The sequence below is a fragment of the Butyrivibrio sp. AD3002 genome (genome assembly GCF_000420905.1).
In the GTDB taxonomy this organism is placed as follows: domain Bacteria; phylum Bacillota; class Clostridia; order Lachnospirales; family Lachnospiraceae; genus Butyrivibrio.
In genome coordinates this window covers 208,451-228,651 of record NZ_ATVV01000001.1, presented here as the reverse complement: position 1 = coordinate 228,651, position 20,201 = coordinate 208,451, and the positions used below count along the sequence as shown (strand labels likewise).

Below are 20,201 nucleotides of genomic sequence, written 5' to 3'. Positions count from 1 at the left end.
AACCTCTGAATATCAGCTATTTTAATAGATCAAGCTCTTCATCCGTAAGCTCTCGGTATTCTCCCGGAGCAAGAGTCGGATCAAGAACAAGTCCCCCCATCCTTATCCTTTTTAGGAAAGTAACTTCATTTCCTATGGCTTCAAGCATACGCTTAACCTGATGGAATCTCCCCTCATGGATGATAAGGTGCAAAACTGCTTCACCATTTACATCTTCAATAAATGCTTTTGCAGGAAGGGTAGGTTCATCATCACCTATATCAACGCCTTCCTCAAGCTTCTTAAGATCAAAATCTGATATCACTCTTGCAGTATGGACTTCATATTCCTTTTCAACATGCTTTTTGGGAGAAAGAAGCCTGTGAGCAAGCTTTCCATCATTTGTTATTATCAGAAGTCCTTCAGTATCTTTATCAAGCCTTCCGACAGGAGCCAAATTATTGTCAAAACCAATATCAATGAGATCAAGAACAGTCTTGTCATGATTGTCTTTTGTTGCAGAAACAACGCCTTGCGGCTTATTAAGCAGATAATATCTGAATTCTTTATAATCGGAAGTGAGACTTTCGCCCGAAAATATGATTTCATTTATGGTAGGATCAACGCTAAACTCAGGTTTTGTTATAACATTACCATCAACGCATACCATACCGTTTTTTATATATTCTTTAAGTTGTTTCCTACTTCCGATACCGCAGGATCCCAAAAACTTATCTAATCTCATAATATATCCTAAAAGAAAAGCTGCCGCATGATTTACTCACCGGCAGCTATAAAATTATTATTACAATAAATCAAGATTCAAATCAGAGCCATCGTCAAGCATAACTTCTGGAGTTATTTCTGTAAAATTTGAAGCCGGCTTGGGTTTCTCTTTTACGTTAGAAGGATTGACACTTGGCGGAACAAGATCCGCTCTGTTTGATTTAATTGTTTCACTATATGAAGTAAGATCTTTTAAGAAAGAAGTTGTACTTGCATTAGTGGTTTCAATTGCTTTATTTACTATTACTTCAACCTCTGCAAGCAGGTTATCTGTATAACTTACTGCTGCAGCCTTCATCTGATTGGCTTCATTTGTGGATCTTGTAAGAATCTCCTCAGCTTGCTTTGCAGCATGGGCAATTACCTCATTAGCCTGTGCATAAGCCTGCTGCATGATATCATGTTCATTTATCATTGCATGAGTCTGCTCTGTGGCTCTGTCAATCAGGTCTTTTGCCTTTTTCCTGGCATCCTCAAGAATAGCTTCTTTATTGCTGATAATAGTCTGATATCTTCTGATTTCTTCGGGTGTTTTACTGCGAAGCTCTCTTAGAAGTTCATCAATCTCTTCTTTGTTTACTACAATGTTAGTATGTGACAGCGGCTGATACTTGCAGTTGTCAATGAATGTTTCAATTTCATCAATGCATTGTTCAATTCTACTGCTCATAGTCTTTACCCCCCAATTTGCTGTTTATCATACCCATATTTCTTATAAACCATTTGTGCGACATACTCTGTTACACAGCGGCTTATATCCCCATGAAAGCTTGCGAATTCACGAACAGTTGAACTGCTTAGATATGCGTATTCAAGGCTTGTTGTCAGGAAAACAGTATCAACTTCATTTTGTGAAAATGCTTTATTGGTCTGAGCAATCTGGAGTTCATATTCAAAATCGGTGATAGCTCTGAGACCTCGTAAAAGAATCCTTATATTGTTTTGCTTGCAATAATCGATGATAAGACCTTCATGACAGTCAATCTCAACATTATCAAGATCCTTAACTGCTTCCTTAATCATCTTAACACGTTCATCTACTGAAAACAACGGACTCTTAGCTGTGTTCACGCTTACCACAACGACCAGCTTATCAAACATGGCAGAAGCTCTTTTGATAATATCAAGATGTCCTAATGTTATTGGATCAAAGCTTCCGGGATAAACAGCTACTTTCATTACAAATCCTCTTTTTTATCTAACTTTTATAATACAGGTTGCCTTGTGATTTCCATCCTCGGATTTAACAGTAATCTTGGCTTTTCCTGGACTTAATGCAACAAGATTGCCATAAGCATCTACTGAAACAACACCGGGTTTAGAGCTCTTCCAGGTCACATTCTTATTTGTTGCCTTTTTGGGGTTGAACTTAACTCCGAGAGTATAAGTACTACCCACTGTAAGTTTTAATTTCTTCTTGGTAAGTTTTACGGATCTTACACGTTTAGCTTTTTTTACAATGACAGTAACTTTCCTTGAAATTCCGCCATCTCGTGTCTTACATGTAATAAAGCATTTACCTGGTTTCTTACCTGTAATAATACCGTATTTATTGACTGTCGCAATTTTCTTATTGCTTGACTTGAACTTTATGCTCTTATTAAAGGCCCATTCAGGGAATACAGCTGTGCCGATTGATGCTTTTGATCCGGCATAAACGGTGATTTTTTTTGCGGACACATCAAAACCTTTTACTCTTCCGTCTGTAACTATGAGTCGGCAACGAGCCTTTTTTCCGCCATATGCAGAGGTTGCGAAGATTTCGCATTCACCGTTCCTTATACCCATTACAAGGCCGTTATCACTTACAGTGGCAACTGTCGTATCAGAAGAATTCCATCTGATACCCTGCTTGGAATTTGCGGGGAGACAGGTTGCACTAAGCTGTAATGGTGAACCAACCGCAATTATAGCATTGGCCTGACTTATAGCAACGCTTGTGGGTTTAACAAAGCTGCCTTCGGAACCGTTATAATCAGTACTGCTTACAGGATAAACTCTGTAGAAATCAGCTGTTGCATATTCCGGATACCTAATGTGATAAATGCTGTCAAAAGCTACTTTTTTATTATAATCGACACGACTTCCTTTTAAGAAATTATCCGTTTTTGCAGGTGTATTGTGGCCGGGTCTGGGATCATATGCGTCCCAGGTGCCATCAACATAATAATATATATTGCCAAGTTGTACTATATTCCAACCATGACCCGAATTCTGATCACCTTCCTCTGCAAGACCTGCAACTAATCTTGAATCAATTCCAACTGAAAGCATAATTCTGTAGAAAAGAAGAGAATACCCTTCACATACCGTATTATTTAAGCAAGCTGCAGAATAACATGAGTAGCCAATAAACTTGTTTGGATTTGATATAGTTTCATAATCATAAGATATGTGCGTGGTTATATATCTATATGTTTTATAAATTTTCTGGTAATCAGTACCCTTATTTAATCCATTATTCTTAATTATTTGATCAATCTTCTGAGTTGTCAGTACTTCCTGCGCAGCATCATGATTATATACAAACATAAGCTGTATAGAACCGTATGTGTAATTGTCGGCATATGCAATGGAAGACTGTCTTGCAATTTGATGGAATGCCCATCTAACATAATCGCCTTCATTAGGCACACCGGTGTGCTCCCAAATAATAGGAAGCATAGGATTTAATATAGTGGTCTCGTTATACAAATCCGGCAATTTGAAATTAATCATTACAGAAGTCTGTCTTGCTTTAATTGCCTCTCTTGCAACCTCTGCCATCTCCTGAATTGAAGTGCATTTTCCGCCTAATGAAAGAAGTGATTTAACATTTACGGTTGAGTCAAGCTGTGACGCAAGCGTGTTAAGTTCATTCTGGCTAACGGCAATTCTGTTTTCATAAACGGGATTTACTTCTGCTGTTGCCGCTGTTGTCTCGAAATTAAGTACTATAGCTACGTCATAAACTGAGAAACTTTCGGCATCATAAGATACAACTGTTTCTTCGCCATCACCGTAAACATCTGTGGCATTCTCTGTTACATCAGCAGGAACCTCTGTTGTAGTGGCATCATCCTCGATATGGAACACCTGAACGGAAGTACTTTCGTTCTCTGAATTAGCATCAGAAAGCTTATCATTTAATGTTATTTCTACAGAAACATTTCCATCAGGCTCAAACTCCTGACCATCCTTTAAAAGTGTTATATCAAATGATGCGGAATCGTAAACTACGGATTCAGCAGGAAGTACATCATTTACAAGATCATCTACCTTCTGGCCGCCAACCTTTTTTACCTTTTTGATGTCAACTGTTGTACCCTCAGGAACAATCCCCTCTTCTGCATGAAGCTTAATTATATAGCCATCGATCTCTTTTTCAAAATCAAAAGGCCCGGGAGCCTGCGCATTTCCATCCGAAACAGCTGCTTCATTTGCAGCATTGCCATCTGAAACGGCATCAGCTGAATTATTCAGATCTTCTTCAGTTTCAGCTTCAGTAATTTCTTCGTTTTCTGATACATCCGGATTTTCATTGGATTCATTTTCTGCAGGAACAGATTCTTCTGAAGCGGGAGTATCAATTGCCTCTTCAGTTTTCTCCGGTTCTTTTGTGGTTTCTTCTGATTCAGTTTCGGCAGGTACTTCTTCCTCAGCATTACCGTCTGAAACAGATAAGAGATTTACATCTTCAGTCTCTTCAATTGTCTGCAGAAATTCAGCGGAGTTATCTTCTTCCGCTTTTACGCTTAAAGGCGCTACGCCTTCTGCAAACAAGGCAGCACTTAGTACAAGTGCTAAAACACTTTTTCCCCAAATTTCTTTTCTCACTTACTCTCTTTTCCTTTCTGTGTACCCCTCTCACAGAAAATATATAATCATATGTTTTCGCGTGGCATTAAGCCTTTTTCATGAAAACATGCTGATTTGTCTTATATCTCTTTTCTTTTATGATTTCAAAACCATTTTCTTCAAAAACTGATAAATCCATATCAAGACTACATTCAGCTATGAGCATGGTATATTCTGTGACATAAGGTAATCTTCCAAGTAACTCAAAGGTTCTCTCATATAGTCCCGACTCATAAGGCGGATCCACAAATATTATATGAGCTTCCTTTTCGTTGACATTTTTTAAGCCGACCAGAACATCAGACTTTAATACAGTAGCTCTGTCCTCAAAATGAGTTGTCTGTAGATTCTGATTGATACACTTAATTGCCTTGATATTATTCTCTATAAAATACGCTCTTTTGGCGCCTCTTGATAAAGCTTCAATTCCAATACCGCCGCTGCCGGCGAAAACATCTATAAAAATAGCACCCGGCACATCATTTTGAAGCATATTAAAAAGAGTCTCTTTTATACGGTCCTGCGTGGGCCTGGTATCATTCCCCTCGGGAGTTACCAGTTTTAGCCTTCTTGCTTCACCTGCTATTACTCTCATAATCTCACCTTTGTACCCTTTGTATCTCTGCTTGTGATCTTTAGATGATCAAGAGCTAAGGCTTTTCCGTTATGCTCTATTGAAAGATCATCCGTTTCCCTTAAATAATAAACATCTCTTACAAGGTCTTTTGCTCCAAGTCTCATACCGCGAACGCCCACGGCACCTTTTTTCTTCTCAGGGACATCTGTAACATTGAATCTCAGAAAGAAGCCGTTTTCTGATTGTAGCACAACAGTACTGATTTCGTGAAGTTCATGAACACTGACAACTTCATCATCTTCCGCAAGCTTTGTGGCTGCAACGGATCTTCTGGATACATCAAATTCTCCGCCGTCGACAATCTTCATATTAGCCTGCTTTGTAACAAACATTATCCTGTAAAGGTTAAGGCTGCTTTGGCTTGCTACATATATAATCTGATCACTTGTCGTGTCGAAATCACTGACATTATCAATAGGAACACCCTTGTCACGCATCCTTCCCGCAGGAAGATCCATTGCCTTTATGGTATGAAGCGTTCCGTTTGCAGTAAAGACGCAGACCTTTCCGGTGTTCTTCATTACAAACGAATATTTAAAGTCATTCTTGATAGTCTCAAGATTCTTCTCATAAGTTGTTACATCAATTGTCTTGGCATATCCGAAGCGGTCCATAAGGAATGCAACATCAATCTCCTCAATGGGCTTCTCTTCGTAAACAGCATCTTCAACGTTATCAACAACAGTGCGTCTCTTCACATTGTATTTCTTCTTGATTTCTGAGAGTTCATTCTGAATTACAAGTGACATGGACTCGTGATCTTCAAGAATATCCTCATAGCGATATATCTTGGCGATTGTGTCTTCATGCTCCTTAACAAGAGCTTCAAGTTCGAGACCGATTAATTTATATAGCCTCATCTCAAGAATGGCATCAGCCTGTCTCTCTGTGAAAAGAAGCTGTGCAGCCATAGCTCTTGAAGCCTCACTCTTAAATCTGATTCCCTCGGTATTACCGTTTACAAGACAGTCCTTAGCCATAGGTCTGTCCTTGGAACCTCTTAAAATTTCAATTACAATATCAATTACGTTGCAGGCTTTGATGAGACCTTCCTGGATCTCTTTCTTATCCTGTTCCTTCTTAAGAAGTGTTGTATATTTTCTTCTTGCTGTCTCAAACTGAAAATCGACAACTGATCTCATTATTGATGAAAGACTCATAGTCTCGGGTCTTCCATCACAGATAGCAAGCATATTTACGCCGAATGTATCCTCAAGTTTTGTCTTCTTATAGAGAAGATTCTTGAAGTTCTCAACATCTGTATCTTTCTTAAGCTCAATTACAATTCTGATACCTTCCTTAGAAGACTGGTTGGATATATCGATAATGTCATTGGTTATTTTCTTCTCAGCAAGCTCAGCCACGTCAGAAAGAAATTTACCTATTCCGGCACCAATCATGGTGTAAGGAATCTCAGTAACTACAAGATTTATATGTCCTGCTTTTCCTTTTTCAACTTCGACCTTACCTCTTACTCTTATCTTGCCCTGACCGGTCTCATAAATAGCGCGAAGTTCGTCCTTGTTTGTGACAATGCCGCCTGTAGGGAAATCGGGTCCTTTTATATATTTCATGAGCTGCTTGGCGGATAACTCCGGATTTTGCATATAAGCAATCTCAGCATCAATAACCTCTCCGATATTATGAGGAGGTGTGCTTGTAGCCATACCAACAGCTATACCTTCAGATCCGTTAATAAGGAAATTCGGTATTTTTACAGGCAAAACCGAAGGTTCTCTCTCGGTCTCGTCAAAGTTGGGGACAAAGTCAACAACATCCTTATCAAGATCAGCCAGGAAATTTTCCTGAGTAATCTGGGCAAGTCTCGCCTCTGTATAACGCATGGCAGCGGCACCGTCTCCCTCGATATTGCCAAAGTTACCATGACCGTCAACAAGCGGAACAGCCTTCTTGAAATCCTGAGTCATCACAACGAGCGAATCGTAAATAGAACTGTCACCGTGAGGATGATATTTACCCATGGTATCGCCGACAATACGTGCGCTCTTACGATATGGTCTGTCATATCTGATTCCAAGCTCATACATATCGTAAAGAGTTCTTCTCTGAACAGGCTTAAGACCATCCCTGATATCAGGAAGCGCTCTTGCCACGATAACACTCATAGCATAATCAATATAAGATTTTTGCATTATCTCCGAGTATTCGGAGCGAATTAATCTTTCTTCCATTTATACCTCATCCGTCAGCTTAGCTGACACCTTATCTGTGCTTTTTAACGCAGAAGGCAATTATTTAAATATCAAGCTCAGCATCGGTTGCGTGCTGATGAATAAAATCTCTTCTTGGCGGAACTTCATTACCCATAAGAAGCTCTGTCATATGTGATGCCATCTTGGCATCCTCAATCTCAACGAGTCTCATCATACGATTCTCGGGATCGAGTGTTGTCTCCCAAAGCTGTTCGGGATCCATCTCTCCAAGACCCTTATATCTCTGAAGTGTAAAAGACCCCTTGTGATTTTTTCTGTATTTTTCAAGAGCAGAATCATCATAGAGGTATTCCTCTTTTCCTCTGCTCGGGATAGCCTTGTAAAGAGGCGGCATAGCAATATAAACATGCCCCTCGAAAATAAGCTCAGGCATGAATCTGTAGAACAGAGTAAGCAAAAGCGTCGCAATATGAGAACCATCGACATCGGCATCGGCCATGATAACTATCTTGTCATAGCGAAGCTTTGAAATATCAAAGTCATTGCCGTAGCCTTCTGAAAAACCACATCCGAACGCATTGATCATAGTCTTGATCTCAGCATTGGCGAGCACCTTATCAATACTTGCCTTTTCAACATTAAGAATCTTACCTCTGATAGGAAGGATAGCCTGAAATTCACGGTTTCTTGCCATCTTGGCGCTGCCGCCCGCAGAATCTCCCTCGACGATGAAAATCTCACACTTTGAAGCATCCTTACTAATGCAGTTAGCCAGCTTTCCGTTGGAATCAAATGAATATTTCTGTTTTGTTAAAAGATTCGTCTTGGCTTTTTCTTCGGTTTTTCTGATCTTTGCTGCCTTTTCGGCACAACCGATAATAGATTTTAATACTTCAATATTTCTGTCAAAAAATCTTGTAACTTCATCACCGGTAATCTGCGAAACAATCTTGGCCGCATCCTGATTATCAAGCTTGGTCTTTGTCTGGCCCTCAAATCTTGGGTCCGGATGCTTGATACTGACAACAGCAGTCATACCGTTTCGCACATCAGTACCGTTAAAGTTGGCATCTTTTTCTTTAAGAGAACCAATCTCTCTGGCGTATTGATTGATAATATTTGTAAACATGGTTTTAAAGCCGGTGAGGTGTGTTCCACCTTCGGCATTATAAATGTTATTACAAAAGCCAAGAATGTTTTCATGGAATTCGTTGACATACTGAAAAGCCACATCAACTGAGACTCCGTCGCTCTCTCCGCTATAGAAGATTACATCTGTAACTGCTTCCTTGGACTTATTCATATCTCTGATAAAACCGGTAATGCCTTCAGGCTCATGGAATTCTATATACTCCTCTGTACCCGGTCTGTCATCAATATAAATAATAGTTAGATTCGGATTAAGATAAGCGGTCTCATGAAGTCTGGATTTTATATCTTCTTCTCTGAATCTGGTTTTTTCGAAAATTGTAGGATCGGGTAAAAATGATATGGTTGTACCATGTTCTCTTGTTTTACCGACAGGCTCAAGAAGTCCATCCTTAAGTTTGACAGTGGGAACGCCTCTCTCATAAGCGTCTTCATATATCTGACCATCGGTTTTAACCTGAACCTTTAGCCAGGTAGATAAAGCGTTAACAACAGAAGAACCTACACCGTGAAGTCCACCACTGGTCTTGTATGCAGCGTTATCAAACTTACCACCTGCATGGAGCATAGTCAGTACAACACGTTCTGCAGTAATTCCCTTGGCATGCATACCAACAGGGATTCCACGACCATTATCTTCTACCGTAGCACTTCCGTCAGGATTGAGTGTCACTGTTATCTGTGAGCAATATCCTGCAAGATGCTCATCCACAGCATTATCCACTATTTCGTAGACAAGATGATTGAGTCCCCTTGTTGAAACACTTCCTATATACATACCGGGTCTCATTCTAACGGCTTCGAGACCCTCCAAAACTGTAATGCTTGAAGCATCATAGTTATTATTTACTGACATAAAACTTCCCAACCTTACAAAACTTTTTTCTTACTTTTTATACATGTATTTTTCTTGATGCAGCAATTGCCAAGGCTCCGGGCCCGATATGACAGGAAACCACGAGTGATAGCGGATCCATATGCATCTCATATCCTGGGAAAGCAGCTTCAACCTCACCTTTAAATTCGTTTGCCTTTTCAAGATCATATGAGTAGGCGCCGCTTAAGTGAACATCATGCGCATCAATTCCACCAAATCTGTTCTCAAAATCCGAGAGCATGGCATTAATCATAATATTCTTACCTTGAGTTGCGGTTCTTGCTTTAGCAAAGGCATCAAGTTTTTCGCCCTGGATCTGCAAAACCGGTTTGAGTTTTAACAAAGTACCAAGAGCTGCTGCGGCAGGTGTTATTCTTCCGCCCTTTTTAAGGTAGTACAATGTATCAAGCATAATATAAATACTTGACTCAAATTTAACCTCTTCGAGCTTGTCCTTTATTTCCTTGCCGTTCATTCCTTTATCTCTAAGCTCTATTGCATCGAGAACAGACTGCCTCATTGTTACTGAGATTCTCTGATTATTGACAACAAATACTTTGCCCTCATAATCATCGGATGCAAGCATAATTGCTGTCTGACATGAACTGCTCAGGCCGCTGCTGAGAGGTATATATACAATCTCATCATATTCTTTAAGCATTGCATCCCATAGCTCAAGAAGAGCGCCGGGGCTGGGCTGACTGGTTGATACATCGGCTCCATCTGCAAGCTTTTTGAAGAAATCCTCCTGAGTAAGATTAATTCCTTCTAAATACTCAACACCATCAATCATAAAAGGAGTAGGAATTACTTTTATTCCAAGTGCTTCACCATCTGCAGGCATAATTCCGCTATTTGTATCTGTTATGATTGCTACTTTTGACATGTTATCCTCCGAGAAAATATACAATATATTGTATTATTCGAACACATACTCTACTAAATTTTACTTTTATAATGCCGTAAAGTCAAATGAATTCGATATAAGCCACTGCTTTAATGGGCTGTTTTCTTCCATGATAAAATCCGGATCTTCTGAAAGCAGCCTGTCGGCAAGTGCTGCTGCTTCCCTAATAAGTGCAGCATCCTGATAAATATCAGCAACGTGAAATGACATTTCTCCGCTTTGTCTTATTCCGAATAAGTCACCCGGGCCTCTTTGTTTTAAATCCTCTTCAGCTATGACAAAACCATCGTTGGAATGATTCATTATATCAAGCCTTTGTTTAGCTTCTTCGCGACCGGAAGTATTTATAAAAATACAGTATGACTGGTCCTTTCCTCTTCCAACTCTTCCGCGAAGCTGATGTAGCTGTGCAAGACCGAAACGTTCAGAGTTTTCTATCATCATCACAGTTGCATTCGGAACATTAATGCCGACTTCAATGACTGTTGTGGATACAAGAATATCTATTTCACCTCTTGCAAACTCTTCCATAATGCTTTCTTTTTCGGACGGTTTTTGTTTACCGTGAAGCGTACGTATTCTAATATCAGACGGCATGGAATCTCTAAGCTTTTCTGTATAATCAGATACATTTTCAAGCCCATCCGTTTCGCCCTCTTCAATCATCGGACATATTACATATGCCTGATGTCCCTTTTTGACCTGATCCGCAATAAATTTATAAGCAGTGGGTCTATACTCAGTGCCAACGACACAATTCTTAATAGGAATTCTTCCTTTTGGCATTTCATCCAGTATAGAAATATGAAGGTCTCCGTAAAGAATAATTGCAAGCGTTCTGGGAATAGGCGTTGCACTCATCGCAAGAATATGCACATTTTTTCCTTTTTCAGAGAGTCTTTCTCTTTGCTGGACGCCAAATCTATGCTGTTCATCAGTAATAACAAGAGAAAGATTATTATAATTTACCTTCTCCTGTATAAGCGCATTGGTACCGATAATCAGATTATAATCACCGTTCTCGATACCTTCCTGTGCTATCCTTTTTTCCTTTACAGAAAGTGAACCTACAAGCAGAATAGGTGTAATGGGAAGATTATACCGCTCTTTCATCTCTATGAAACCTTCATAATGTTGCCTGGCAAGAACTTCTGTGGGTGCCATAATTGCACCCTGATAGCCATTTTCGGCAGTAAAAAGAAGCGATAAAAATGCAAGAATGGTCTTTCCGGATCCAACGTCGCCCTGTATCAGTCTGTTCATAACATTTTTGCCGGTCAGATCACTTTTTATATCAGCCCATATTTCGAGCTGCTTTCCGGTAAGCTTGTAAGGAAGCCTGTCAATTAATGAATCTGACTGTATACTTAATTTATAATCATAATCATTTATTGACTGTTCTTCATATCTTTTGAGAAAACGCAGTCTGAGAATAAATTCCAGTATTTCATTAAATGCTATACGTCTTCTTGCAGTAGAAAATTCTTCCATATTTGCAGGAAAATGTATTTTCCTTACTGCCTCTGAGTAGTCCATAAGCCCTAATTGTCTTCTTATATATGAAGGTAGCATCTCTTCCAAATACGGAGTTGAAGGAATTGCCTGCTTTACGGCTTTTATTACAAGCTGATTGGAAAGCCCTTTGACAAGCGGATATCTGGGTTGCATAGAACCCATAATTTCAAGATAGTCCTCTGTTTTGAACATTTTGGGCTGTTCCATAACAAATGAATTACCTTTTTTTTGAACAAGACCTCGGAAAACATAATATTTTCCCGGTTTGATATTGTTCCTCATAAAAGGCATATTAAAATACGTGATTTGTAATGTGCCTGTAACATCCCCTGCTTTGAATGTAAGAATGCTTAAATTTCGGACTTTCTTAACAGCAATATTACCTACAGCGGTAAGTCTGACTGCACTAATCTCTCCTGAAGCTAAGTCTGAAACATTTTTTATTTCTTCGCAGATATCGTAATCTCTCGGAAAATATGAAAGAAGGTCTTCTACAGTCTTTATTCCGCACTTTTCAAAAAGGGCGCTGCTTTTATCGCCAACGCCCTTTAAAGAAGATACATGTTCAATTAAGGATGGATTTTTATTTACCATCTTATTACTCCGCACTCACAATGTAATAGTAAATAGGCTGACCACCATACTGAACTTCAACATCACAGCCTGAGAATTTAGCACTGATTCTATCGCTTAGAGCAGCTGCTTCTTCTTCCTTGATGTCAGAACCATAATACAGGCTGATAAGTTCGGTAGAGTCATCTACAATCTTATCGATCATCATCGCTGTAACATCTTCAATATCAGAACCGACTCCAAGAATTCCGTTGTCGCCGATTCCCATGTAGTCACCCTGTTTGATTGTGACATCATCTATCATTGTATCGCGAACAGCATATGTAACCTCACCGGTTTTTACTGTTGAAATAGCTTCTTTCATGCCCTCTTCATTCTCTTCTACAGACGTTCCGGGCATGAAGTTGATAGCAGCAGTGATACCCTGGGGTACAGTCTTAGTGGGAATAACAACAATTTTCTTATTGTCACCCTTATCTTCCATCATAATCTTTGCCTGATTAGCGGCGAGTATTATGTTCTTATTGTTGGGTAATACAAATACAGTATCGGCATTGACTCTGGATGCAGCATCGAGAATGTCCTCTGTACTGGGGTTCATAGTCTGTCCGCCTTCGATTACATAATCAACGCCAAGACCTCTGAATATCTCTGCAAGACCGTCGCCTGCACATACTGCAACAAATCCGATATCCTTGTGCTCTGAATTAACAAACTCAGGCTCAGCTTTCTTTTCAGAAACAGGAGTCTGGTCTTTCAGCGGAATATCATCATCTCTGTTATAAGTGGGAGTTGACTCAGCGGCTCCATTAATCTCAGTATCTATTTCCGCATATACTCCGTTCTGTGTCTCGTGGAAAAGCTTTTCACGGTGCTCCATTCTCATGTTATCAATTTTCATGTTTGATAACTGGCCATACATAAGAGCACGCTGAATAGCAAGTCCGGGATCATTACTGTGAACATGAACTTTGCAGATTTCATCATCGGCAACCATAACAATACTATCGCCAATTGATTCCAGAAATGCCTTAAAATCTATTTCCTGCTTAACATTTAAAGGTTTACTTAAAAGAACTATAAATTCTGTACAATATCCAAATTTAATATCTACTTCGGCTGTTGCCTGAGCCTTTGATGCTACCGGTGTTGCTGCTGCTTCATCTATTGTGTAATCAATCTCTTTTCCGAGATATGCATCAAGAGCTCCCTTAAGAACCTGCATAAGACCCTGTCCGCCGGAATCAACTACGCCGGCCTGCTTAAGAACAGGAAGCATCTCAGGAGTTTTATTTAATACTTCGTCGCCGTACTTTATGATTTCTTCAAAGAAAGGCTCAAGATCTTCAGCGCCTTCCTTTGATAACTCCATAGCCTTTTCCGCAGCACCCTTTGCAACGGTAAGAATTGTTCCTTCTTTAGGCTTCATTACTGCTTTATATGCAGTCTCAACTGCTTTATCAAAAGCGGTTGCAATTATTGAAGCATCCAGTTCATCATAATCACGGACACCCTTTGTAAAACCACGAAGAAGCTGTGAAAGGATAACGCCGGAGTTACCTCTGGCTCCGCGCATAGCGCCGGAATAAATACTTTTGCAAAGGCTTCCCATATCAACATCTTCCGGAAGGTTCTTTACATCCTTTGCAGCAGACATTATAGTCATTGTCATATTTGTTCCTGTATCTCCATCAGGAACAGGGAAAACGTTAAGCTCGTTTATCCACTCTTTTTTTGCATTCAAATTACTTGCGCCTGCAAGAAACATTTTCTTTACATCAGACGCTTTAATAGTGTTAGCCAAAATTCTACCCTCCTTGACCTTAGTCGATGACACGAACGCCTTCGACGAAGATGTTTATCTTCTCAATTTCAAGGCCGGTGAATTCCTCAACCTTGTACTTAACATTATCTATAAGGTTATCGGTTACAGCGGAAATGCTTACGCCATAAGCTATGATTACATGAAAATCAAGTGTAAGCTTTCTGTTGGCTCCGACAGTAACATTAATTCCTCTCTTGATGTTGTCCTTCTTCAGAAGACTGACAAGTCCCTCAGCCACATTTACATTAGCCATGCCGACAATACCAAAGCATTCATTGGCAACAGCGCCTGCGTACTGAGCAATTACTTCATTATCAATTGCAATACTTCCCATATGAGTGTTCATTGAAGTAGACTTCATACTGCACCTCCATTAAAATCGCATATAACAGATTATAAACTAATTAAGCAAAAAAAAGAAGTCAAAAAGAGTTTTGCTACCAAAACCCATCTGCTAAGATAAAAAAAGGACTCACTTTCGTGAATCCTTTTAATACTCATCTGCAATAATTAAGCACGCTCAACCTTTTTGGATCTGAGACAGCTTGTGCAAACGTTCATTCTCTTAGTACCGCCGTTAACCTTAACTGCAACCTTATGTACGTTAGCATTCCAGATTCTATTGCTCTTTCTATGGGAATGGCTTACGTTGTTACCGAAATGAACGCTCTTGCCGCATACTTCACACTTAGCCACTTTGACACCTCCTTATAAGCCATATTTTAATCAAATGCATCAAGCGAATAAATAACTACATAAATATATTCGCAACATCACACATGATATCAGAAATGGTAAGCAAATGCAAGCAAAAAATAATTATTTAATTAATAATCTTTTATTTAAGCCTTCATATAAGTATCAAATTGGCGAAGAAGAATATTATATTCTTCATTGATCATATCGCAGAGCTTATGATCACCGCATAGATTATCCGGATGATATATCTTCATAAGATCACGATATCTCTTCTTTAGAGCAAGAAGCGAATTGACACCCTGGAAGAAAAATTCCGCTCTGCTATACTCATCCTCTCTCAGGTACCCCTTCTCCTGTTCGAGTTTCTTCCATTCCCGTTCCAGCTTCTTCTTGTCTGCATTGAGCTTATCAAAACCGTCCTTAAGGATCTCTATCTGCTGATCAAATAGAGCTTGATCATCCTTAAATTTTTGCTTGTCATGCTCAAACTGACTTCTTTCAGACTGAAATTTTGAGCGGAATCTTTCCATTTTTGCTTCAATTTCAGCAACTTTTGAGTCGACAGTCTTCTGCTCTGCTTCAAGTCTCTGACTTTCTTTATAAATCCAGAGTCTCATCTCAAAGAGCTCTTCCTCGGTTGCTTTGTCGATTCTTTCTTCACTAATAAACTTTTCCATACGGAACCCCCTAAAACCGTAAAACTACTCCAGGTTCTCTTCTTCAGGAAAGGCAATATCAACCGCGCTGTCATCATCCATCATGTCATTGCTGCGATTCATGAAGCGGTCAGCTATATCGGGAACAAGATCAAGGACCTTGGTTACCGCATCCTGGTTCTTTATATTAACAAGCTTTGTCTGACCGTTTTTTATAACAAGAACCGCGCTTGGCGACATTTTTGCCGCAAAACCGCCGGCCCCTGAATTCTTCTTGTCGGCATTACTTGCACCCGCACCCACTCCGAAGGATACATCCACGAGAGGGACAATTATTGTATCGCCGACCTTAGTGGCTTCACCTACTACGGTCTTGGCTCCCATAATTGTATTCATGCCATTCATTAGAGAATCTACAACGGAATTAAAATTTGAATCTCCCATAAAAAACTCTCCCCAATCAAGAATTAATAATTCGTTTAAATCTTCTATATGTCTTTTTTACATCCTTATTAAAATAAAGAATTGCAGCAGCCCAGACGATTCTGAATACTGTTATCCTTCCTTTAATATGGATATCACCCTTCAATATCTGTCTCTCAAAATCCGGCACAACATATACTTTGTTAACAAGCAGCGGATAAAGCACACCATATGCCGAAAGGATATCAGCTGTGACTGTCGGATCCTCAAGTCCGATAAGAAATTCCGCCTTAAAGCGTTTCGGAATAATCATCTTCAGGACTTTGATAAGCTGCTTTTTTGTGACTTCGAAAGCACGCTTGAAAATATCGTTGGATAACGTATTTTTGACCATGTTTATCTTATCACATATTCTAGATGTTGTATATTGGATTTTTAAAAATACATCTTGTGGTACTTTTACTATTTTTATTACAGTATCCAATATTTTTTTCAGAAAATTCAGGAATCCTTTATCCTCATTATCAAAATCGTCCGCATCAAAATCATCCGTTTTTGAATTTTCATTATTACTATCCTGATCATCAAAATCCCTTTCGGAATTACCTAAGGATTGTTCTTCGGCAGATGAATCGTCGGATACTTCTTCTTTCTTCACCTCGCTTGTTACTGTGGAATCTTCAAAACCGCTTTCTTTTTCTGTTTCCAATGCTTCGTCATTGGCGATATTCTCTTCAGATAATTTCATTTTCGGCGGAAATACCGTGAAACATAACACCTTTATCCTGAACTCCAAATCATCGGGATAGGATAATCCTCCTCTCACAAGATGCAGGAGCCAGCTAAATCTTACATCGGCAGAGATATTTTCTTTTAACTTATCTTTTTCCGTTTGCAGATCAGTCTCTTTAACAGAAGCATCCAGTTTGTACCTAACGGGTACAAAAAGAACAAGGAGTAAAAGCAGAAGCAACACTCCAAGTATAATAAGCAAAACTATTCCTATTATTTTAAGAATAGTAAGAAAAAGTGACATCAGTTATTCCCCAAAAGGCTGATAAGATAGCCTTTTATATCTCCTTCCATACCCTTTTTTGAAGCTTCTTCGGAAATCTTTACAACAATATCCAAAGCTTCATTATAGCTTCCTGCGATTCCATATATAAATTCAGGATGTCTCAAATAATACTTCTGTTTAAGGAAAGCACAATGCTTTATTTCAAGCTGCCCCGTCGGAATATCAGATGCGGTAATAACATATATGAAAAGCTGTCCTGCACCATGCTTTAGCTTCCACTTTACAAGGCGAGCATCCTTAATCGAATCGCCTATATACAATTTTGAGAAAAAATTACAACATCCCCTTAATCTCAAAAAAGCCTCCCAACAATCAAAAATAACATTTTACTTTTCGTTAAAATAGCAATCAAACAATCTTTTTGCGATAGGTACAGCAAATTCTCCGCCCGATCCTGCATTTTCAACAATTATAGTGACCGCAATCTCAGGATCCTCATAAGGTGCAAAGCCGGTGAACCATGCATGCGAATCTGATGTAGAATCTTTAAATTCCGCAGAGCCTGTCTTACCCGCAGCATTATATGAAAGACCTTTTAGTTTTGATGCGGTACCTTTTTCCACAACTCCAAGCATCATTTCCTTTAAAAAATCCGATTCTTCTTCAGAAACAAGTGTTTTATAGGCTTTGGGTGAAAAGGTTTCAATCTTTTTTCCATCTGCGCTGACAACACTATCGATGAGATATGGTTTCATCAGGGTACCGTTATTGGCAATGGCTGCTGTAATCAGATTCATATGAAGCGGAGTGACAAGAGTTTTACCCTGACCTATGCCAAGCTGCATAGTATCGGCATCTCCCAGGTTGTTATCGCATACTGCAGAAGATACAGAGTAATTCATATCCCAGGGAAGTTCGTTATTAAACATAAGCTTATCTAAGGTTTTACCGAAAGCATCTCTGTTCAGCTGCAAAGAAATATTTGCAAAAGATGAATTGCATGATTTGGCAAATGACATGGAAAAATCAAGGCTTCCATGATTCTCTCCATGAAAACATCTTATAACATCATCACCTGAAGCAAATTTGCCATTACAGTTAAATTTATAATTTTTATAATCTTCGCCAATTTCGCGATAGTATTCTAAAGAGGTAACAATCTTAAAAGTTGATCCCGGAGGATAGAGCCCCTGCGTTGCCCTGTTAAGTAACTGGGTGTTACTTTTATCATTCGTAATAGAATCCCAGTCTTTTAAGATGGTTGCAGGATCAAAATCCGGTTTGGAAACAAGAGCAAGTACCTTGCCTGTTTTTACTTCTGTGACTATTATTGCACCATTTCTTGCAGAAAGAGCTTCATAGGCAGTCTGTTGCAAATCGACATCAAGAGTTGTGTATACATTATCTCCGGGAAATTTTTTTTCATTTTCCTTAGCTTCTGCTTTACTTTTTAGTGCTGCATTGGAATTGATAAGGTAATAGTTGGCAAGATCTTCTATTCCGCTCCTTCCATTTACGGAAAAGCCCACAACATGAGAAAAAGTTTTACCAAAAGGATACTCCCTCGTTTCATTCCCCTCTTCATCTGTTGATGTAATTGCCAGTGCCTGACCGTCAGCAGAGTAGATTGTGCCTCTGGTATTTTGCTTTTTCAGAAGCTGCTGATGCGCATTATAACTGTTATCCATCATCTCCCTGTGATTGGTAATAGCATAAATTGATATATAGGAAATCATGGATATAAAAAGGATCACTGTAAAAACACCGATTATAATTATGGGATAAGATTTATTTTTTTCCTGCATTTATCTTCTCCCTTTTTCTTTTCAAATATTCCTGATATCTCTCATCGCTTCTTACAAGACATTCCCCCTCAATTAGAGAAAACATAATGATTGTAACCATTACTGAGGTACCGCCATAGCTTACGAGAGGAAGCGTTACTCCTGTAAGCGGAATGAATTTGGAATCTCCGCCAACAGTAAGAAATACCTGAAAAATATATGTTATTCCAAGACCTGTACATAATAGTCTGCCGAAGGAATTTTTTATTTTATATGCTTCCAGAAGTATCATGACAAAAGTTGACACACAAATCGCAAGAAGGCATGATGCAAAAATAATTCCCATTTCCTCGGCAATTGCGGCAAACATAAAATCCTCCTCAACATAAGGAATAGAGGAAGGAGTTCCTCCGTAAAGGCCAAGCCCCCATAGTCCGCCGCCGCTTATCGCAAAAAGAGACTGAGTTATCTGATATCCGGTTGAATCTATAGTGGTCCACGGATCACTCCAGGCCTGCACTCTTTGCTGAACATGCGGAAAAAGCTTGTATGCCAGAACACTTGCAACAGATCCTGCAAGAATTCCTGATATCAAATAGAAATAACTGTCGGTAGCTACAAAAAGTACACATAAATACACAACAAAAAAAATCAGTGCACTGCCAAGATCCTTAAGCAGAACAAGTATGATGACATGAACAGCGGCCAGCGCTGAAGTTATTGCAACAGTCTTAAAATCCTTATTTAAAGATAGTACGGAAGCTATAAAAAAGACGTAAATAATCTTTACGAGCTCCTGCGGCTGGAATGATAAGCCGGCAATTCTAAAGCTTATTCTGGAGCCGTTAACAACAGAACCATAAATTAAAATAATCCCCAGAATTAAAATTCCAATTGCGGCAAAGACATAGCCTCTTCTTTCCAAAAACTCCAATCTGAACAACAGCTCCGGTATGACAAAGGCAAGTACCAATGATGCACTTGAGATAATGAATTGTCGTATCCCTTTCCCATAAGATATTCGCGTAATCATTATCATCCCGACCATAAGCATCATGCACATGTTGTTGATAATCAGCCTGTTTCCGTCGGGATAAACCATATGAAACATCGATATTGTGCTTGCAAGCACAAGCGCCTGTATCATCAGAAGAAAGAAATAACGTTTACTTCCGGTCTGTGCAATGATCTGAATAAAGCATGCAAACTGGGTAGCAAATAGGGATATGATCTGGAGTAAGTAAATCCAGCTTCTTCTCTTTTCACCTCTGTACATGAAAACAAGGAAGCTGAAAAACGTATATGCTCCCATGCTTCCTGCAATCACATATTTAGATATTTCTGTCAGGTATAATTCCATAA

18 protein-coding genes are annotated in these 20,201 nt (G+C 39.3%); all 18 read right to left on the bottom strand.

The annotated features are described in order from the left end of the window. Positions 1–16: 16 nt before the first annotated feature. The 18 genes from G596_RS0100955 to G596_RS0100870 all read right to left on the bottom strand — a co-directional run bounded on the left by G596_RS0100955 (position 17) and on the right by G596_RS0100870 (position 20,199). Complete coding sequence (locus G596_RS0100955) at positions 17–724, bottom strand: pseudouridine synthase (protein WP_022759951.1); 708 nt, start codon at positions 722–724, stop codon at positions 17–19. A gap of 60 nt (positions 725–784) precedes the next feature. Further along, on the bottom strand, positions 785–1,435 hold the full coding sequence (locus G596_RS0100950; RefSeq protein WP_022759950.1) for a vacuolar family H+-ATPase subunit H: 651 nt from the start codon (positions 1,433–1,435) through the stop codon (positions 785–787). A gap of 5 nt (positions 1,436–1,440) precedes the next feature. After that, the gene (gene coaD / locus G596_RS0100945) at positions 1,441–1,944 is read right to left on the bottom strand and encodes a pantetheine-phosphate adenylyltransferase (protein WP_022759949.1); all 504 of its coding nucleotides are present in this window, start codon (positions 1,942–1,944) and stop codon (positions 1,441–1,443) included. A gap of 15 nt (positions 1,945–1,959) precedes the next feature. Beyond that, positions 1,960–4,581, bottom strand: coding sequence for an Ig-like domain-containing protein (locus G596_RS0100940; RefSeq protein ID WP_022759948.1), 2,622 nt, complete (start codon positions 4,579–4,581; stop codon positions 1,960–1,962). 67 nt (positions 4,582–4,648) lie between these two features. Continuing rightward, a complete protein-coding gene (gene rsmD, locus G596_RS0100935) occupies positions 4,649–5,197 on the bottom strand; it encodes a 16S rRNA (guanine(966)-N(2))-methyltransferase RsmD (RefSeq protein WP_022759947.1) in 549 nt (182 codons plus the stop codon). Further along, positions 5,194–7,431: a DNA gyrase/topoisomerase IV subunit A gene (locus tag G596_RS0100930; RefSeq protein WP_022759946.1), complete on the bottom strand. Its 2,238-nt coding sequence runs from the start codon at positions 7,429–7,431 to the stop codon at positions 5,194–5,196. Before G596_RS0100930 ends, rsmD begins: the two co-directional genes overlap by 4 nt. Before the next feature lie 64 nt (positions 7,432–7,495). Further along, positions 7,496–9,418, bottom strand: a complete 1,923-nt coding sequence (locus G596_RS0100925) for a DNA gyrase/topoisomerase IV subunit B (protein ID WP_022759945.1) — start codon at positions 9,416–9,418, stop codon at positions 7,496–7,498. 37 nt (positions 9,419–9,455) lie between these two features. Further along, positions 9,456–10,325 (bottom strand): DegV family protein, encoded by an 870-nt coding sequence (locus G596_RS0100920; protein ID WP_022759944.1) that lies wholly within the window; start codon positions 10,323–10,325, stop codon positions 9,456–9,458. A 66-nt stretch (positions 10,326–10,391) separates the two neighbouring features. Beyond that, positions 10,392–12,455, bottom strand: coding sequence for an ATP-dependent DNA helicase RecG (recG, locus tag G596_RS20415; RefSeq protein WP_022759943.1), 2,064 nt, complete (start codon positions 12,453–12,455; stop codon positions 10,392–10,394). Between the two features lie 4 nt (positions 12,456–12,459). Further along, entirely contained in the window at positions 12,460–14,241 is a 1,782-nt protein-coding gene (locus G596_RS0100910; protein ID WP_091819627.1) for a DAK2 domain-containing protein, read from the bottom strand. 16 nt (positions 14,242–14,257) lie between these two features. Next, on the bottom strand, positions 14,258–14,620 hold the full coding sequence (locus G596_RS0100905; RefSeq protein ID WP_022759941.1) for an Asp23/Gls24 family envelope stress response protein: 363 nt from the start codon (positions 14,618–14,620) through the stop codon (positions 14,258–14,260). A 149-nt stretch (positions 14,621–14,769) separates the two neighbouring features. Then, positions 14,770–14,955 (bottom strand): 50S ribosomal protein L28, encoded by a 186-nt coding sequence (gene rpmB / locus G596_RS0100900; protein WP_022759940.1) that lies wholly within the window; start codon positions 14,953–14,955, stop codon positions 14,770–14,772. Between the two features lie 146 nt (positions 14,956–15,101). Further along, complete coding sequence (locus G596_RS0100895) at positions 15,102–15,635, bottom strand: hypothetical protein (RefSeq protein WP_022759939.1); 534 nt, start codon at positions 15,633–15,635, stop codon at positions 15,102–15,104. 24 nt (positions 15,636–15,659) lie between these two features. Continuing rightward, the gene (locus G596_RS0100890) at positions 15,660–16,058 is read right to left on the bottom strand and encodes a GerW family sporulation protein (protein ID WP_022759938.1); all 399 of its coding nucleotides are present in this window, start codon (positions 16,056–16,058) and stop codon (positions 15,660–15,662) included. 16 nt (positions 16,059–16,074) lie between these two features. Next, a complete protein-coding gene (locus tag G596_RS0100885; RefSeq protein ID WP_022759937.1) occupies positions 16,075–17,073 on the bottom strand; it encodes a DUF2953 domain-containing protein in 999 nt (332 codons plus the stop codon). Further along, complete coding sequence (locus tag G596_RS0100880; protein WP_242829156.1) at positions 17,073–17,375, bottom strand: hypothetical protein; 303 nt, start codon at positions 17,373–17,375, stop codon at positions 17,073–17,075. Before G596_RS0100880 ends, G596_RS0100885 begins: the two co-directional genes overlap by 1 nt. A 66-nt stretch (positions 17,376–17,441) precedes the next feature. Further along, a complete protein-coding gene (locus G596_RS0100875; protein WP_022759935.1) occupies positions 17,442–18,860 on the bottom strand; it encodes a peptidoglycan D,D-transpeptidase FtsI family protein in 1,419 nt (472 codons plus the stop codon). Next, positions 18,844–20,199, bottom strand: a complete 1,356-nt coding sequence (locus tag G596_RS0100870) for an FtsW/RodA/SpoVE family cell cycle protein (protein ID WP_022759934.1) — start codon at positions 20,197–20,199, stop codon at positions 18,844–18,846. The genes G596_RS0100875 and G596_RS0100870 overlap by 17 nt, the downstream gene beginning before the upstream one ends. Positions 20,200–20,201 lie beyond the last annotated feature (2 nt).

What these genes read in the sequence shown, in the direction of transcription:
- G596_RS0100955 (WP_022759951.1), bottom strand. Translation starts at nt 724, where the DNA reads ATGAGATTAGATAAGTTTTTGGGATCCTGCGGTATCGGAAGTAGGAAA.
- G596_RS0100950 (WP_022759950.1), bottom strand. Translation starts at nt 1,435, where the DNA reads ATGAGCAGTAGAATTGAACAATGCATTGATGAAATTGAAACATTCATT.
- coaD (WP_022759949.1), bottom strand. Translation starts at nt 1,944, where the DNA reads ATGAAAGTAGCTGTTTATCCCGGAAGCTTTGATCCAATAACATTAGGA.
- rsmD (WP_022759947.1), bottom strand. Translation starts at nt 5,197, where the DNA reads ATGAGAGTAATAGCAGGTGAAGCAAGAAGGCTAAAACTGGTAACTCCC.
- G596_RS0100930 (WP_022759946.1), bottom strand. Translation starts at nt 7,431, where the DNA reads ATGGAAGAAAGATTAATTCGCTCCGAATACTCGGAGATAATGCAAAAA.
- G596_RS0100925 (WP_022759945.1), bottom strand. Translation starts at nt 9,418, where the DNA reads ATGTCAGTAAATAATAACTATGATGCTTCAAGCATTACAGTTTTGGAG.
- G596_RS0100920 (WP_022759944.1), bottom strand. Translation starts at nt 10,325, where the DNA reads ATGTCAAAAGTAGCAATCATAACAGATACAAATAGCGGAATTATGCCT.
- recG (WP_022759943.1), bottom strand. Translation starts at nt 12,455, where the DNA reads ATGGTAAATAAAAATCCATCCTTAATTGAACATGTATCTTCTTTAAAG.
- G596_RS0100905 (WP_022759941.1), bottom strand. Translation starts at nt 14,620, where the DNA reads ATGAAGTCTACTTCAATGAACACTCATATGGGAAGTATTGCAATTGAT.
- G596_RS0100895 (WP_022759939.1), bottom strand. Translation starts at nt 15,635, where the DNA reads ATGGAAAAGTTTATTAGTGAAGAAAGAATCGACAAAGCAACCGAGGAA.
- G596_RS0100890 (WP_022759938.1), bottom strand. Translation starts at nt 16,058, where the DNA reads ATGGGAGATTCAAATTTTAATTCCGTTGTAGATTCTCTAATGAATGGC.
- G596_RS0100885 (WP_022759937.1), bottom strand. Translation starts at nt 17,073, where the DNA reads ATGTCACTTTTTCTTACTATTCTTAAAATAATAGGAATAGTTTTGCTT.
- G596_RS0100875 (WP_022759935.1), bottom strand. Translation starts at nt 18,860, where the DNA reads ATGCAGGAAAAAAATAAATCTTATCCCATAATTATAATCGGTGTTTTT.
- G596_RS0100870 (WP_022759934.1), bottom strand. Translation starts at nt 20,199, where the DNA reads ATGGAATTATACCTGACAGAAATATCTAAATATGTGATTGCAGGAAGC.